Genomic DNA, 15,495 nt, shown 5'->3' with positions numbered 1-15,495 from the left:
GCTCGCGCCTCCCTTTATGGGGAGGCCAGGGGTTCGGGGCGGCATGGACTGCAGCCGTCCCGAATTCCCCCACTCATCCACTGTTGCGCAGCGCCGTGGCGATCGCGTTGATCGACAGCTCGATCCCTTCCTTGATCCGCGGATCATTCTCTCCGCCGCGATGGCGCTTCATCAACTCCACCTGCAACAGGTTCAGCGGCTCGATATAGGGCAGCCGCAGCCGGATTGATTCATCCAGCTTCGGATTCTTCTCCAGCAACCGCGACTGCCCGCTCGCCGCCAGCAGCCCGTCATGCGTCAGCTGCCACCCCTCACGAATACGCTCGAAAATCGCCCCGCCCGCCGCCTGATCCTCGACCAGCGGCAGATAATGCGCTGCAATCCCCAAATCCGACTTCGCCAGCACCATCTCCAGATTGGCGAGCGCTGATTGCAGGAAGGACCAGCTTTGCGCCATGTCCGCCAACAACGCCTTGTCCTTGAAAGCCTCGAACGCCTGCCCCATGCCATACCAGCCCGGCAGCATCACCCGCGCCTGCGCCCAGCTGAACACCCATGGTATCGCCCGCAAATCCTCGATCCGTGTGCTCTTGGTCCGGCTCGCAGGGCGCGATCCGATCTTCAGGCCCGAAATCTCCTGGATCGGCGTCAGCTGCCGGAAAAACTCCTTGAACCCCCCCGTTCCATAAACCAGCTCGCGATAGGCCGCGAAAGCCGTCTTCGAAAGCTCATCCATCGCCCCCGCAAAGCGCGCAGCATCCCGATCGGAAATCCCCTCCGGCTCCAGACTGGCGAGCAAAGTCGCGCTCGTCATCGCCTCCAAATTGGTCATCGCCACATCACGCGTGCCGAACTTCGCCGCGATCACCTCGCCCTGTTCCGTGATCCGGATGCGCCCCTGCACCGTGCCACGCGGCTGCGCCTGTATCGCCGCGAAGGATGAACCACCGCCACGCCCTACGGCACCGCCCCGGCCATGGAACAACTGCATCCCTGTCCCCGCATCCTCGAACACCGGGGCCAGCGCCTTGCTCGCCTGATACAGCGACCAGGTGGAGGTGATATAGCCGCCATCCTTGTTGCTGTCGGAATAGCCGATCATCACTTCCTGATGACCGCGCCCGCGCACGACGCCCGCAATCTCCGGCAGGCCAAAATAGGCCGCCATGATGTCCGGAGCCGCCTCAAGGTCGGCGATCGTCTCGAACAGCGGCACCGCCATGATCGCCGCCTGCGCCGGGCCGCTATCCTTGCCCGCGCGCCACAACCCCGCTTCCTTCAACAACAGGTTGACCTCCAGCAGGTCCGAAACGCTCTCCGCTTTGGAAATGATATAATGGCTGATGCAGGCAGGCCCGTAAGTCTTGTGCGCATCCGCCGCCGCCTGCACGATCGCCAGTTCGGAAGCCGTCTCCTCCGAATATTCCGAAAAGCGCGACCCCAACGGCCGGTTGCTCGCCAGTTCGCCGCGCAGCAGCGCTACCCGCGCATCCTCATCCAACGCAACATAATCCTCCGCCACGCCCGCGACCTTCAGCAACTCGGCAACGACGCGTTGATGCACATCGCTATTCTGCCGCATGTCCAGCGTAGCCAAGTGAAAACCAAACGTCTCCACCGCCCGGATCAACCGCCCCAGCGCCCCGCCGGTCGCCAAAGCGCCATCGCCCTCACTCGCCAGCCCCTGCGCCACCGTAACCAGATCACGCCGCAAATCGCCCGGCAGCGCATAGGCCTCGCCGACCAAGCGCGAAGGACGCGGCGGTTCCTTCCCCACCAACGCCCGATAGGTCGCCGCCAGCCGCGCATAAATACCGGATAGCGCACGGCGATAGGGCTCATCCCCCCGGCTAGGCGAGCTATCGCCGCTCGCTTCCGCCAGATCTAGCACCGCCTGCGGCACCTGCGCCAATTCCGTCGACAAGGACAGCTCTGCGCCCAACGCATGCACCGCGTCCAGATAATAGGCCAGCGCCGCCTCGCACCCGCGCCCCAGCGCCGATCGCAACTGCGGCGCCTGCACGAACGGATTGCCGTCCCGGTCCCCGCCGATCCAGTTTCCTACCCGCAGGAAGCTGGGCGGCCGGCCCCCCAGCACCCGCTCCCACCGCGCATAAAGCGCAGGCAGCACCGGCAGGAACACGTCGCGGAAATAGGTCAGGACATTGTCTATCTCATCCTGCACGAACAGCTTCTGCCGCCGCAAAGGTCGCGTCTGCCACAGCAGAGCGATCTGCCGCGCGATCGCCTCGTCCAGATTTTCGCCATCCTCCGTTTCTTCACGCCCCGCATCCTTCAGCAGCATCAGGTCGGCGATACGGTTCTTATGATCGATCATACTCTTGCGCCGCACCTCGGTCGGGTGAGCGGTTAGCACCGGCACGATCAGCGCATGGTCGAGCAGCGCCATTACGGCATCGCGACCAATCCCATGCGATTCGAGCCGCTCGATCGCCGACTTCACGTCGGCGTCCGGATCAGCCGCCACCCCCTGCCGATCCTCGGCCAGATTGGCGAGCATCGAAAACAACATGAATCCGCGCACGAACGACAATGTGTCGTCCAAGCTCAGCGCCTCCAGCCCGGTATCCACCACATCGGCGCCATGAATGCCCCGCGCCCGGTCCACAGAAGCCGACCGGATATATTCCGTCTGCCTATAGAGCCTCTCGCCGCCATAAGCCCGGATCACATCGCCAAGCAGTCGGCCAAGATAACGAATGTCCGGATTTTGCGTAACCGGAGGAACAGGGGATGAAAGAGTCGCCATGAGATCGATGCTGCGCCGCAACAACCTATGGGTCAAGCATCAACACATCGTGCTACTGCGCAGGGAGGAGCCCAGGCCTGCGCTCTGAACTGGGCTCCTACCTGCGCACCCCTCTCACACCGTTCGCCCTGAGCTTGTCGAAGGGCTCTACTTTCCTCCTTCCTTTCAGGAGAAGGAGAAGTGAAAGGCCTCGACAGGCTCAGCCCGAACGGAGGTGAGCTGACAAATCACACCACCCTTGCGCGAATCCCACCGCATGGGCCAAAGGAAGTCCGTGACCGCCACCATCAGCATAGGAACCGACGGCAACGGCAACCCCGTTCCGATCGACGTCGAGGAATTGCTCGCCACCCGCCTGCTTGTTCAGGGCAATTCGGGCTCCGGCAAGTCGCATCTCCTGCGCCGCCTGCTGGAAGAAAGCGCGCCCCTCGTCCAACAGGTCGTCATCGACCCCGAAGGCGACTTCGTCACACTGGCCGACAAATATGGCCATGTGGTCATCGACGCGGGCGACTATAATGAGCGCGAGATCGTCAAGATGGCCGCGCGCATCCGCGAACATCGCGCCTCGGTCGTCCTCAGCCTCGAAAGCCTGGAACTGGAAGCGCAGATGAAATGCGCCGCCACCTTCCTCTCGACCCTGTTCGACGCCCCTCGCGACCATTGGTATCCCGCCCTCGTCGTCGTGGATGAAGCCCAGATGTTCGCCCCCGTCGCCGCCGGAGACGTCTCCGACGAAGCCCGCCGCCTGTCGCTGGCCGCCATGACCAACCTCATGTGCCGGGGCCGAAAGCGCGGCCTTGCGGGCGTCATCGCTACCCAGCGCCTTGCCAAGCTCGCCAAGAATGTCGCGGCCGAAGCCTCCAACTTCCTCATGGGCCGCACCTTCCTCGACATCGACATGGCCCGCGCCGCCGACTTGCTCGGCATGGAGCGCCGCCAGGCCGAACAGATACGCGATCTCGAACGCGGCCGCTTCCTCGCGCTTGGCCCCGCCATCTGCCGCCGCCCCGTGGCGGTGAAGATCGGCACCGTGAAAACCAGCACGCGCGGCGGCACCCACAAGCTGATGCCACCCCCGGCAACCGCGACCGAAAATTTTCAGGAACTGCTGTTCGCCGGTGCAGGCGAAGAGGACGCTCTGCCCTCTCCCCCGCCCCGCGCCGACCCACCGCCGCTCCCGGCCGAGGAACTGATGCGCGCGCTCGCCACCGCGCCGCTCGCCAAGCCCGCCGCGCCTGAACTCGACTTTGGCCAAAATGAGCCGGTGGTCATCGCTGTCCTTGAGGAAATCGTCGCCGATCTCGGCGATGCGCAACCCAGCGTCTCCAGCCTCTATCAGGATTTCGGCGTCCGCTGCCGCATGAAGGGCCTGCGCACGCCGCCGTTAGACCTCTCCGCCTTCCGCAAGCGTTTCGCCATGGCGCAGGCGGGCATGCTCGACGCCGCCGACCCCCGCTGGGAAGACGCGATGAAGGCCGCCCAGCCCCTGCCCGAAGACATGCTCGCCCCTTTCCTCCTCATCGCCCGCGCCGCGATGCAGGGCCTGCCCTGCCCCGACGACACCGCCCTCGCCCGCGCCTATGGCACCAGCTCGCAGGGCCGAGTTCGCCGCCTCATCGACTATATGGAAAAGATCGGCGTCATCGTCGCCCGCACCGATTTCGGCGGCCGCCGCTCGATCGGCGTGCCCCAGTTGGGCCTCTCCACCGCAGCAGCCGAAGGATGAGCGTCTCCGTCCTTTTCGTCTGCCTCGGCAATATCTGCCGCTCGCCGCTGGCCGAAGCCGCCCTACGTGCCGAAGCGGAACGCGCAGGCTTACCCATCAAGGTCGATTCAGCAGGAACCGGCGACTGGCACGTGGACTGCCCGCCCGATAGCCGCGCGCAGGCCGTTGCCCTCCGCCACGGCATAGACATATCCACCTATCGCGGCCGCCAAGTCGCCGCGCAGGACTTCCACTGCTTCGACCACATCTTCGCCCTCGACGCGGAAAACCTCAAAAACCTCCGCCGCATCCGCCCCTCCGACGGCACCGCCGACCTCCGCCTCCTCATGGACCTGATCCCCGGCCGCGAAGGCACCAGCGTCACCGTCCCCTATTTCGGCGAGGACGAAGGCTTCGATGAGACATGGGATGACGTCACGAGAGCAGCCCGCGCCCTGATCAAACACCTCCAAGGCTAATTTTCACGCGGAGACGCGGCGCCTTGGAGACAAACCAGCCCGCGCAGCGCGTCCCTCAAAACCTCGCTTCCCACGCGAAGCCAGCAAGATGCACCCACTCACCTTACACGCAACCCCTCCGCGCCTCCGCGCGAAAACCCAAGCCCGAACGACCGTTCAAGCAGGCATCTTCACCCGCGCCCGATAGGCATGCAGCAACGGCTCGGTATAACCGTTAGGCTGCGCCACCCCCTCAAACACCAGCGCCCGCGCTGCCTGGAAGGCGATGCTCTCCTCCTCCCGCCCGCTCATCGGCTGGTAAAGCGGATCGTCCGCATTCTGCGCATCGACCTTGGCCGCCATCCGCCGCAGCGCCGCGTCAACCTCGTCCGCAGAACAGACGCCATGCAGCAGCCAATTGGCGATATGCTGCGAAGAAATCCGCAACGTCGCCCGGTCCTCCATCAGCCCCACGTCATGAATATCCGGCACCTTGGAGCAGCCGACGCCCTGATCCACCCAGCGCACGACATAGCCCAATATCCCCTGCGCATTATTATCCAGCTCGTCGCGAACATCTTGCGCCGACCAGTTCGCCCCCGCCGCTAGCGGGATCGTCAGCAGCGTGTCCAACCCCGCCACTGCTTCAGCCTTCCGCTCCTCCTGCCGCGCAAAAACATCAACCTCATGATAGTGCGTAGCGTGCAAGGTCGCAGCCGTCGGCGAAGGCACCCAAGCCGTATTCGCCCCCGTCATCGGGTGCCCAATCTTCTGCTCCAGCATGTCCGCCATCCTGTCCGGAGCCGCCCACATGCCCTTCCCGATCTGCGCCTTCCCCGACAGTCCGCAGGCGAGCCCGATCTGCACATTGCGATCCTCATAAGCCTTGATCCACGCCGCGCCCTTCATCTCGCCCTTGCGGATCATCGGCCCCGCCCGCATCGACGTATGGATTTCGTCCCCCGTTCGATCCAGAAAGCCCGTATTGATGAAGACGATCCGATCTCGCACCGCATGAATGCAGGCCGCGAGGTTCGCCGAGGTCCGCCGCTCCTCGTCCATCACGCCGACCTTCAACTGATGCCGCTCCAGCCCCAGCAGATCCTCGATCGCGTCGAACAGGTCATTGGTAAAGGCGGCCTCCTCCGGCCCATGCATCTTGGGCTTCACGATATAGATACTGCCCGCCCGGCTGTTGACGAAACGCCCATTCCGTCGAATGTCGTGCAAGGCGATCAGGCTGGTAACGATCCCATCCAATATCCCTTCGGGCGCCTCGTTCCCATTGGACAGCCGCACCGCAGGCGTCGTCATCAAATGCCCGACATTGCGCACGAACAGCAATGACCGCCCCGGCAGCTTCAAGCTGCTCCCATCAGGCGCGACATAGGCCCGGTCGCCATTCAACCGCCGCGTCATCATCGCGCCATTCTTCTCGAAGCTGTCCTCAAGATCGCCCTTCATCAGGCCGAGCCAGTTGGCATAGGCCGCCACCTTGTCCGCCGCATCGACCGCCGCAACGGAATCCTCCAGATCGCAAATGGTGGACAGGGCCGATTCCAGAACGACATCGGCCAGATGCACCGGGTCATCCCGCCCGATCGCATGGCTTGCGTCGATCACCAGCTCAATATGCAGCCCATTGTTGCGAAGCAGGATGTTATCCCCTGCCCGCCCGGCAAGTTGCGCGGGGTCGCGCAAGACCGGCGTGCCACCCGCCCAATCCGCCCAACTTCCTTCCGCCAGAGGAACCACCCGATCCAGGAATGCCTTGGCCCACCCAATCACCTGTGCGCCGCGCGCTGGATCATAGCCTTTGCCCGCCGCCGCGCCGGGGATCGCATCGGTCCCATACAGCGCATCGTAAAGGCTGCCCCAACGCGCATTGGCCGCGTTCAACAGGAACCGCGCATTTAGGATAGGCACCACCAACTGCGGCCCGGCCATGGTCGCCAGCTCTGCATCCACCCGACCCGACCCGATGGAAAAAGGCGCAGGCTCCGGCACCAGATAGCCGATCTGGGTCAGGAAAGCCCGATAGGCCTCCGCATCAAACGGCCGCGCCGCTTCCTCGCCATGCCAGCTGTCGATCTGCGCCTGAATCGCGTCGCGCTTTTCCAGCAGAGCCGCATTAAGCGGCGCGAACCGCTCGAAAATCGCAGCCACGCCCTGCCAAAATGCTTCCGCTGCGATCCCCGTCCCTGGCAGGACTTCTCCATCGATAAAGCGCGCCAGCTCGGCGGCGACCATAACACCCGATTTCTCGATCATGCCGTCCATGGGCAACTCTCCATCCAAAATACTGTGACGAAAGCCTATAGACCCCTCTCCATCCTCGCACTAGACAACAAGAACTCAAAGCATCTGTTCCTCACAGGAAAAGATCATCGATGGATCCCGATTATCTTCTCTTCGCCCGCGCGGTGGAGGCAGGCAGCCTTTCGGCGGCAGGCCGCATATTGAACATCTCGCCTGCCATGATGTCGAAACGCATCTCCCGGCTGGAAGCGCGCCTCGGCGTCCGCCTCATCCATCGCACCACGCGCCGCCTTGCCCTGACGGAGGAAGGCGCCAGCCTGCACCGCGACCTTGTCGCCATCCTCGACGCCATCCAGCAGGCGGAGCAACGCGTCACCAGTCGGCACCGGAGTGCGTCCGGGCCGCTGCGCATTTCGGCTCCCACCTCCTTCGGCCGCCTGCATGTGGCGCCTCATGTCGGTCGCTTCCTGGACCTCCATCCGCGCGTCGACCTCGAACTCAACCTGTCCGACGCCTATGAAGACCTGCTCGCCGAGCGTATCGACGTGGCGATCCGCATCACCAGCGACATTCCTCTCCATTTGGAGGGGCATCATCTCGCCACCAACCGCCGCATCCTCTGTGCCAGCCCAGCCTATCTCGCCGCGCATGGCATTCCGGACAAGATCGCCGACCTCCCCCGCCACCGCCTGCTCGCGGCCGATGGACAATTGCCCTGGCGGCTGGTGAATGGTCGCGCGCGCAAGCTGATCGATGGCCAAAGCCATGTCCGCACCAACAGCAGCGAAATCGTGCGCGAACTTGCCCTTACCGGCGTCGGGATCGTCTTGCGCTCGCTCTGGGACGTGGGCGACCTGATCGCAAAAGGCAACCTCGTCCGCGTCCTCGATAGCTGGGAAGGCCCCGTTGACCTCGCCGTTCACGCCGTCCACCCCCGCGCCGCAGGCCGTCCCGCCGCCGTAGACGCCTTCATCGGCTTCTTGCGTGAAACCTTCCGCGATGCATCGTGGAACCGGGGCGGCTGATAGCAAGAAGCACCTTAGCGCCACCCGCTCAACTGCCTGAAAAGCGCAGAAATCCTCTGCCGCAATGATTTGCAAGCCTGCTGTCAAAAAACAGAAGCTTTCCGGAGTTAACCTGCGTAATGGCAGCGGGAAACAGGCCGATGTTATCGTTCGAGCCATAAGAGATTGAGAGAGGATAAGGGCCATGCGCCCCAATGACGCGTCACATTTTTCCGCCTGCGCCGCCCAGGAAGCGCGGCAAGCCAGGGAAGCCCGCCTGCGCGGCGCCGACCAGGCAACCATCGCCCTCCACAACGAACGCGCCGTCCGCTACCAGGCCATGGCGCTGCGCCTCCAACGAGAGCGCGGCGCGACCCTGAACTGATCTTGGCGCGACAAACGGGCGCACGTCATCCCCTCTCCCCTTCAGGGGAGAGGGTGCCGAGCGAAGCGACGGCGGGAGAGGGGACTGCAAGCAACCGAGGCCGCTCCCCTCTCCCCAGCCCTCTCCCCTGAAGGGGAGAGGGAGTGATGTTGCCCCACTCCACCCACTCCACCCGCCCATCACCCCCCTTGCCCACCCCCCCCACCTCCGCTATCGCCCACTCACCCGGGCAACCCCTGGGGAAATGATCGCGCCGGTGCCTCGAAAGAGGCTTAAAAGGGAACATGGTAAAGGAGGCATCCGCCTCCCCAAGCCAAGGCTGTCCCTGCAACTGTAAGCGGCGAGCGCGATGCACATCGCCCCACCTCACAGGCAGGTTGGGGCAAGTCACTGGGCCGGACGCTAAATCCTGCGAGGCCTGGGAAGGCCGTGCATCAAGCGATGACCCGCGAGCCAGGATACCTGCCAGCGTCTGGTCGCTCTTGCCTTGGTCCAGGGGATGGCCGCGGCACGGTAGTTTCCGTCTGAGCGACGAACGAGCGGCAAGAGGCCGCTTCGGTGACGCTGGCGGCCGCCTTGGGGGCGTCCGGCCGTCTGCGTGCGCCGGTCGTCGCCTGACGACAGGTCTCTTGCCGGATGTCGCCAGACGCCCGGAGTGCATGAAGTGAAACTGCCCAATCCTTTCCACCGCGCCGCCTGCGCGCTGACCGCCACGCTCCTACCCCTGCCAGCCTTCGCAGCCGAAACGGCCGATGCGGGCGAAGACGCCAGCACCATCATCGTCTTTGGCCGGGGCGAGGACAAGATCGGCACCGCCCATGCGGCGAGCGAAGGCAGCGTCGGCGGCGCGGACCTTCTCGTCCGCCCGCTGCTGCGCGTTGCAGAACTGCTCGAAGCCGTTCCGGGGCTGGTCGCCGCCCAGCATTCGGGCAGCGGCAAGGCCAATCAATATTTTCTGCGCGGCTTCAATCTCGACCATGGGTCGGACTTCACCACCTATATTGACGGGGTGCAGATGAACTTCCGCACCCATGGCCATGGTCAGGGCTATCTCGACCTCAACGGCCTCATCCCCGAAATCATCGCACGGGAGGATTTTCGCAAAGGTCCCTATCGCGCCGATGGCGGCGACTTCGCGCTTGCGGGCGCCGCCTATATGACCACGATCGACGGCTATGACCGCCCATGGGTCGCGGCGGAGGGCGGCTCCTTCGGCTGGCGCAGGCTGGCGTCGGGCGGCACGGTAAAGGCGGGCGCGGGTAATCTCACCCTCGTCGCCCAGGCAAAGATGTATGACGGGCCGTGGCAGGAACCTGAACATCTGCGTCACTATGCGGGTTTCGCCAAATATACGCTCCCCGCCGGGGCGGGGAAGATCGACGCCACGCTCCACGCCTATCGCGCCACATGGCGCCCGACCGAGCAGATCCCCGAAAGGATCGTCGGCACGCCGCTCTGCCCCGATGTCTTCTGTTCGCCCGATCCGTCCGCGCGCGGTGAAACCACCCGCATTATCGGTAATCTCGCCACCGTTCAGGCGACATGGCGCGCCAATCTTTATGCCCAGTTCTACGACTGGACGATGTTCTCCAACCCCACCTACACCGACCCCGACGGCACCAGCGCGCAGATCGAGCAGTTCGACCGCCGCTGGGTCCTCGGCTTCACAGGCGAAAAGCGTTGGGATATCGACCCGGCGCTGCAACTGAAACTGGGCACGGAAAACCGCTATGACGCGATCGGCAATGTCGGCGTCAACCGCACCGCGAACCGCGCCCTCCTCTCCTCGCTCGGCCGCTATCGCGTCAAGCAAGGTTCAGCCGCCCTCTATGGCGAAGCGACCGTCACGCCGCTCCCCGGCCTACGTATCACTGGAGGCGTGCGCGGCGACTATTATCATTATGACGTCCGCGCACGCGACACAGTTGCGGCGGCGCTTGGCGAAGGCAGCGGTTCGGACACGCTCGTCTCGCCCAAGGCGTCGGCCGCCTGGGCGATCACGCCGCGCGTCGAACTTTATGCCAATTGGGGCCGGGGCTTCCATTCCAACGATGCGCGCGGCGCGGTCAATGTCGATACGCCTGTTCCCATGCTCGTGCGCGGCACCGGCAAGGAATTGGGCGGCCGCCTGCAACTGCCCGGCTTAACCTTCACCGCGACCTATTGGTGGCTGAATGTCGGCAGCGAACTGCGTTTCGTCGGCGACTCCAACGCGGTCGAACCGAGCGGAGCCAGCCGCCGCCATGGCTATGAGCTTGTCGCCTTCTGGCGGCCGCTCCCCTGGCTCGCTTTCGACGGCAACTACACTGCCAGCCACAGCCGCTACACCAATGGCGACCATATCCCCAACGCCTTCAAAAATGCCGCGTCCGCTGGCGCAGCCATCGTGCTTGACCCATGGGAAGCCAGCATCCGCGTCCGTCATCTTGGCCCTTCGCCACTGATTGAGGACAATAGCCTGCGGGATTCCGGTAGCACGGTCGTCAACGCCCGCGCCGCCTGGAAGGGAAAACGGGTGCAAGTCTATGCCGAACTGCTCAACATCCTTGGCAGCCGGGACAAGGACATCGCTTATTATTACGAATCCTATCTTCCCGCCGCCGATGCGGAGCCTGTCGAAGGGAGGCTAAGCCGCGTGGTCGAACCGCGAACGGTGAGGGGCGGCATGAAGTTCAGCTTCTGATGCCGGGGAAGGCCGCATCCAGAAAGAGCCTGCGGCCTTCCCAATCAATGGCTTACATAATGAACGGCAATGTTCATAAAGTAAAAGTCGGCATGGCAACAGTCAAACCACAATGTAATACATGTTAAATACCCATGGAAATTTTGAGACGTAGTTGACGTCTTTTCTCCTCTATGCAACTTTCCCCTCGGCAATCTGGACAGAGAATCAGTTGCCTGGAGAGGATGCCAATGAAGCACGCACCATTAAGGGGCGCCGTTTTTCACGCGATATTGCGTGATTGCCTGGAAGCACAGCGCGCCCCCAAGGAAACAGAAATACAACTGATCGCCTGCAAAATATGGCAGGACAGTTTCGCGGCGATCACGAACAAGAACTGGCACGACCTCGTACCCGGTGGCGAGGAGTATGAATACACCATCAACGCCGCGCGCATGGCCTTCGGTCTCCACGCGACCAACACCGCAGCCTAAATGGATAGCCCAATCCGCTTACTCCGACGATTGCCGGATCAAAGCTGGAATTGGGTTATCCATTCGCAAATGAGGGCGGGCTTGCTCTCACCTTCTATCTCTACCGTCGCCTCGGTGGTCAGCTGAATCTGCCCCGGCCGCTTTTCGACGATCTCCAGCGGCTTGAACCTTCCGCGCACACGTTTGCCGGATCGAACGGGCGCCAGGAAACGCAGCTTGTTGCTGCCATAATTAATCTCCGTAGCGCCGTCGGGAACGATGTCGCCTCGCGCATCGGCGCACAGGTGCGGCAAGAGTGAAAGCGTCAGGAAACCATGAGCGATCGTCCCGCCGAAGGGTGACTGCTTCGCGCGCTCCGGATCGACATGGATATATTGATGATCCTTGGTCGCTTCGGCGAACTGGTCGATCATATCCTGACTGACCAGGAACCAGTCCGACACGTCTTCCTCGTCCGCTCGCGCCTGAAGATAATCGAGAAACTGGCCCATTCCATTCACCCCCCACGCTGCTCCTAGAGCGAAACTATGCACAAGCATGCGCGAATGCGATAGGAAAATGCTCCAGTGGGGCGAGGGTCAGTTGGACCTTGTCAGCGGCGTCGAGTTACTTACCCTTCCTAAAAGAATAAGCTGGAGAGGCCATGACTGGAGAAGACAAGAAGCTTCGGCTGCACGAAAGCCGTGCAGCCGAAGAGTCGAGGGATGGATATCGATCGCGGAACCATCCACGATCGAACATCGCGGGATATGATCTAGCGCCGTGGCCGACCCACATCATCCTTGCAGCATGGGAAGGGATCATCTGATGAGCCCCTCTGATCCGTCCAACGACCCTTTCGGAATGGAACATGAACTGCTGCTGGCGGCGCTCCGGCGGCGACTGCGAGCAGCGGGCCTGACCCAGGCCGACGTCGCGAATAAGCTTGGCGTGGGCACCGCTACCGTCAAACGATGGCTGCATGGACGCGGGCTGGGCCTGCGCACCTTGTCGCAACTGTGCGCGCTCGCCGACACCACGCTCACCGAAATCGCCGAAGAGGCCGCCGTGCGCGATCGGTCATCGGACAAGCTGACGCTGGCGCAGGAAAAGGCGCTGACCACAAGCCCCGAATTATCGACCATATTCTTCATCATCGTCACGGGTTGGCCTGTGTCCGAAGCCGAGGAAGGCTTTGGCATACCGCCCGAACATATCGCGCAACATGTCGAACGACTGGAAAGGCTGGCGCTGATCGATCGCCTGCCGGGAGGGCGTCTGCGCGCGCGGCTGGACCCGGCCCATGTGTGGCAACGCGAACCCATGCGCAGGCATTTCGAACAGCATATGAAGCATCTGTTTTTCAATTTGAACTATGGCGACCCCGATACGATCTTCGGCGTGGAAACGGTCAAGCTGTCGCCCGTGGGCGTCGCGCGCGTCGCGGAAAGGATCGAGCGTTTCAGGTCCGAACTGCGGGAAATCGCGCAGGCGGATCGCCGCACCTCGGCCCTGCCGGGGGAATGGCACGCTGTTCTTGCAGTAGCATGTCCGGTGGCGCCGCTGAAACCTCGCTGATTGTGGATGATACTTGACGAAGGGATCATTTCAAGACACGCTGCATGCAAACAAGATGGCTCGGCCGAAGAGCTGATCGGTGGCCGAAGCTGTCAGGAGAGGATGCAGAAAGGGCTCGCGGCCATGCGTCGCAGATCAGGCTGCATCATGAACAATATAATGGCGGAACACCGCCAAACGTCCGTTTTCGGATGCGCACACGCGTGTTCGGTCCCGGATGGTGGACCGAGCTTCTAAACGAAGCACGGCCTATACCGAGGGATGGCATCGCCCGACGAAAGGAAGGGATTGCCATGCGTTCATCTATTGCCTTTGCGTTAGCGGGCCTATCATCGCTCGAAACGACAGCGGCTCTGGCGCAGACTGCCGACCCGGCCCCACAGGCTGTGGCCCAAGGGCAGTTGGCCGACATCATGGTGACAGCACAACGGCGCGAGGGAAGCCTGCAGAAGGTGCCCGTCGCCGTGACCGCCATCGGGCGGAGCAACGCGGGCAGCTGCGCGTCACCACGTGCAATCGTGATCTGGCGGCCAACCAACCGGATGACCGCTTATGGCAAGGTATCCACCAGCAACGTCACGAGAGGGATATTGAGCGGCATTCCCTACAAAGCAGATACGTTGACCGCAGCTACGAACGCGGGCGGACCTACGGTGTCGAACTTGGGGTGAGTTTCTAAAAGACAGAATGAAGAGGAGAGAGATGATGGAAAACGAGATCGCAGCGCGCGTAAGCAGCGCGGATTTTGCATATTATAACGGCTCGGGGCCGGGCTTCACGACCGAAAGCTCCGTCTTGATCAGTTCTTCGCCCTATCTCAACCACCCGCAACTGCGCGCGCTGATCGCTCAGGAGATGCTGCGGCGGAACGGGGCTGAACTGCCTAACACGGCCTATATTCCCGACGTCGTGAAGATATTGATGGAACTGGAAAACTGGCCCCGCATCTTCCAGCTGTTCGAAGAAGAAAAGGCACGGCTTCCTGAATTCAAGACCTGGCTGGACGGCAAAAAGGTCTCGCTGTTCAAAAATGAGGAACTGGCAGGAGCGGAGCCCGGCACGCTACGTGCCGTGATCTACGATTTCGTGGTCAACAGCGGCTATAATATGGACCATTTCTTCCAGGGGATGGAGATAGAGACCGATTTCGACTTCTACATGAAGGAGCGGACTCATACCCATGACATCGAACATATGATCACGGGTTTTGAAACCAATCATGCGGGTGAAATAGCGCTGCTGGCAGCGAACATGCGAGCGCTTTATAAATATTTCACGCCCGAACTCGCATCCTTCTTCAACCGCGTCAGCTCCTATCTGCGCGCCAAGACGATGATGAAGAGCGGGCTATTCTATCCTGAGTCGGTGAAGATAGAGCTGGACGCTGAAGACATTGGCGCGGCACAGGGCCGTAACTGGAAGCATCCCCTCTTCCTAATCCCCTATCGCGACTATCTCGACTGGCAGGTGACAGATATTCGCGAGGAATTCGGCATCACTAATCCGCCAAAGCCGGGTGAATGGGCATGGACCACCGCAATCAGCGAAGACCCGAGGCCAAGCCATCAGGGCATGACCTCCATGGCCGCGGAGTAAGATCAGGATTGGCACTGCCCCTCTGATGAGGGGCAGCCGCCTACTACATTGCCGCGAAGTCGATCACCGTTACAGGATCGCTGCCGTCCCAGTCGCGAGCCGCCGCGATCCCCGCTTCGCACATGCCGCGCATGTCAGGGCCGCAGATAAATTCGAATAATTGCCCTGGCTCGCCGGGGACGCGCAAATAGGCGACGCGCGTGGCAGGATTATGCGCCGTGAAAAGCACTTCCATGCCCCCCGCCACCGCCGTCTCAACGGCGGCGTCCAGATCATCGACTATGCGGGCGATGTGATGAAGGCCCAGCAAGCGCGACCCATTATCAGCCCGATAGGGTGACGGAGCGTCGTTCGTGGCCTCTATCAGTTCAATTTGCACGCCATCCTGATAGCACAATCCGACATGCATCGTGACCCGCGTCGGCTCGCCACGATATTGGCCATCCAGCGCGACATTACGGAATACGGTCCATGGACCCACGCCCGAATGGTCGATCCAGCGATTTATGCTGGCATCGAGATCATCCACCAATATCCCGATCTGGTCGATCGCACCGAATTTAGCCAAATCGATATTCCCTTTTGCAAGGACGAGGTGCGAA

13 protein-coding genes and 1 riboswitch are annotated in these 15,495 nt (G+C 62.4%); of the genes, 9 read left to right on the top strand and 4 right to left on the bottom strand.

Features of this window, described 5'->3' with window-relative positions:
- Positions 1–73: 73 nt before the first annotated feature.
- Positions 74–2,770: a phosphoenolpyruvate carboxylase gene (gene ppc / locus AC6JBC_RS18035; RefSeq protein WP_498026832.1), complete on the bottom strand. Its 2,697-nt coding sequence runs from the start codon at positions 2,768–2,770 to the stop codon at positions 74–76.
- Between the two features lie 274 nt (positions 2,771–3,044).
- Here ppc and AC6JBC_RS18030 point away from each other — a divergent pair, with 274 nt between their 5' ends.
- Both AC6JBC_RS18030 and AC6JBC_RS18025 read left to right on the top strand, forming a co-directional pair.
- Positions 3,045–4,499 carry a helicase HerA domain-containing protein gene (locus AC6JBC_RS18030; RefSeq protein ID WP_498026831.1) on the top strand — a complete coding sequence of 485 codons (1,455 nt, stop codon included), beginning with the start codon at positions 3,045–3,047 and terminating at the stop codon, positions 4,497–4,499.
- Positions 4,496–4,957 carry a low molecular weight protein-tyrosine-phosphatase gene (locus AC6JBC_RS18025; RefSeq protein WP_498026830.1) on the top strand — a complete coding sequence of 154 codons (462 nt, stop codon included), beginning with the start codon at positions 4,496–4,498 and terminating at the stop codon, positions 4,955–4,957. Before AC6JBC_RS18030 ends, AC6JBC_RS18025 begins: the two co-directional genes overlap by 4 nt.
- A gap of 156 nt (positions 4,958–5,113) precedes the next feature.
- Here AC6JBC_RS18025 and AC6JBC_RS18020 read toward each other — a convergent pair whose 3' ends face one another.
- Positions 5,114–7,216, bottom strand: coding sequence for a malate synthase G (locus AC6JBC_RS18020; RefSeq protein WP_498026829.1), 2,103 nt, complete (start codon positions 7,214–7,216; stop codon positions 5,114–5,116).
- Between the two features lie 110 nt (positions 7,217–7,326).
- Between AC6JBC_RS18020 and AC6JBC_RS18015 the strand changes: the two genes are divergently transcribed.
- The 4 genes from AC6JBC_RS18015 to AC6JBC_RS18000 all read left to right on the top strand — a co-directional run bounded on the left by AC6JBC_RS18015 (position 7,327) and on the right by AC6JBC_RS18000 (position 11,740).
- Positions 7,327–8,220, top strand: a complete 894-nt coding sequence (locus tag AC6JBC_RS18015) for a LysR family transcriptional regulator (protein WP_498026828.1) — start codon at positions 7,327–7,329, stop codon at positions 8,218–8,220.
- 184 nt (positions 8,221–8,404) lie between these two features.
- Complete coding sequence (locus AC6JBC_RS18010) at positions 8,405–8,584, top strand: hypothetical protein (protein ID WP_449469801.1); 180 nt, start codon at positions 8,405–8,407, stop codon at positions 8,582–8,584.
- Between the two features lie 237 nt (positions 8,585–8,821).
- A riboswitch (cobalamin riboswitch) is annotated at positions 8,822–9,068 on the top strand.
- Positions 9,069–9,308: 240 nt separating this feature from the next.
- Complete coding sequence (locus AC6JBC_RS18005) at positions 9,309–11,267, top strand: TonB-dependent receptor (RefSeq protein WP_498026848.1); 1,959 nt, start codon at positions 9,309–9,311, stop codon at positions 11,265–11,267.
- Positions 11,268–11,497: 230 nt separating this feature from the next.
- Complete coding sequence (locus AC6JBC_RS18000) at positions 11,498–11,740, top strand: hypothetical protein (RefSeq protein WP_464789616.1); 243 nt, start codon at positions 11,498–11,500, stop codon at positions 11,738–11,740.
- A 38-nt stretch (positions 11,741–11,778) separates the two neighbouring features.
- Here the strand turns inward: AC6JBC_RS18000 and AC6JBC_RS17995 are convergent, their stop codons facing one another.
- The gene (locus tag AC6JBC_RS17995) at positions 11,779–12,231 is read right to left on the bottom strand and encodes a MaoC family dehydratase (RefSeq protein WP_498026827.1); all 453 of its coding nucleotides are present in this window, start codon (positions 12,229–12,231) and stop codon (positions 11,779–11,781) included.
- Between the two features lie 316 nt (positions 12,232–12,547).
- Here AC6JBC_RS17995 and AC6JBC_RS17990 point away from each other — a divergent pair, with 316 nt between their 5' ends.
- From AC6JBC_RS17990 to AC6JBC_RS17980, 3 genes are all read left to right on the top strand, one after another.
- Complete coding sequence (locus tag AC6JBC_RS17990; protein WP_498026826.1) at positions 12,548–13,297, top strand: helix-turn-helix domain-containing protein; 750 nt, start codon at positions 12,548–12,550, stop codon at positions 13,295–13,297.
- 293 nt (positions 13,298–13,590) lie between these two features.
- Positions 13,591–13,968: a hypothetical protein gene (locus AC6JBC_RS17985; RefSeq protein ID WP_498026825.1), complete on the top strand. Its 378-nt coding sequence runs from the start codon at positions 13,591–13,593 to the stop codon at positions 13,966–13,968.
- Between the two features lie 34 nt (positions 13,969–14,002).
- Positions 14,003–14,893: a hypothetical protein gene (locus AC6JBC_RS17980; protein WP_498026824.1), complete on the top strand. Its 891-nt coding sequence runs from the start codon at positions 14,003–14,005 to the stop codon at positions 14,891–14,893.
- Between the two features lie 43 nt (positions 14,894–14,936).
- Here AC6JBC_RS17980 and AC6JBC_RS17975 read toward each other — a convergent pair whose 3' ends face one another.
- On the bottom strand, positions 14,937–15,467 hold the full coding sequence (locus tag AC6JBC_RS17975; protein WP_498026847.1) for a VOC family protein: 531 nt from the start codon (positions 15,465–15,467) through the stop codon (positions 14,937–14,939).
- Positions 15,468–15,495: the final 28 nt, after the last annotated feature.

This window comes from Sphingobium sp. RC1 (assembly GCF_059738765.1).
Note: the sequence above shows the minus strand (reverse complement) of the source record. Positions and strands in the feature narration are given on the sequence as shown.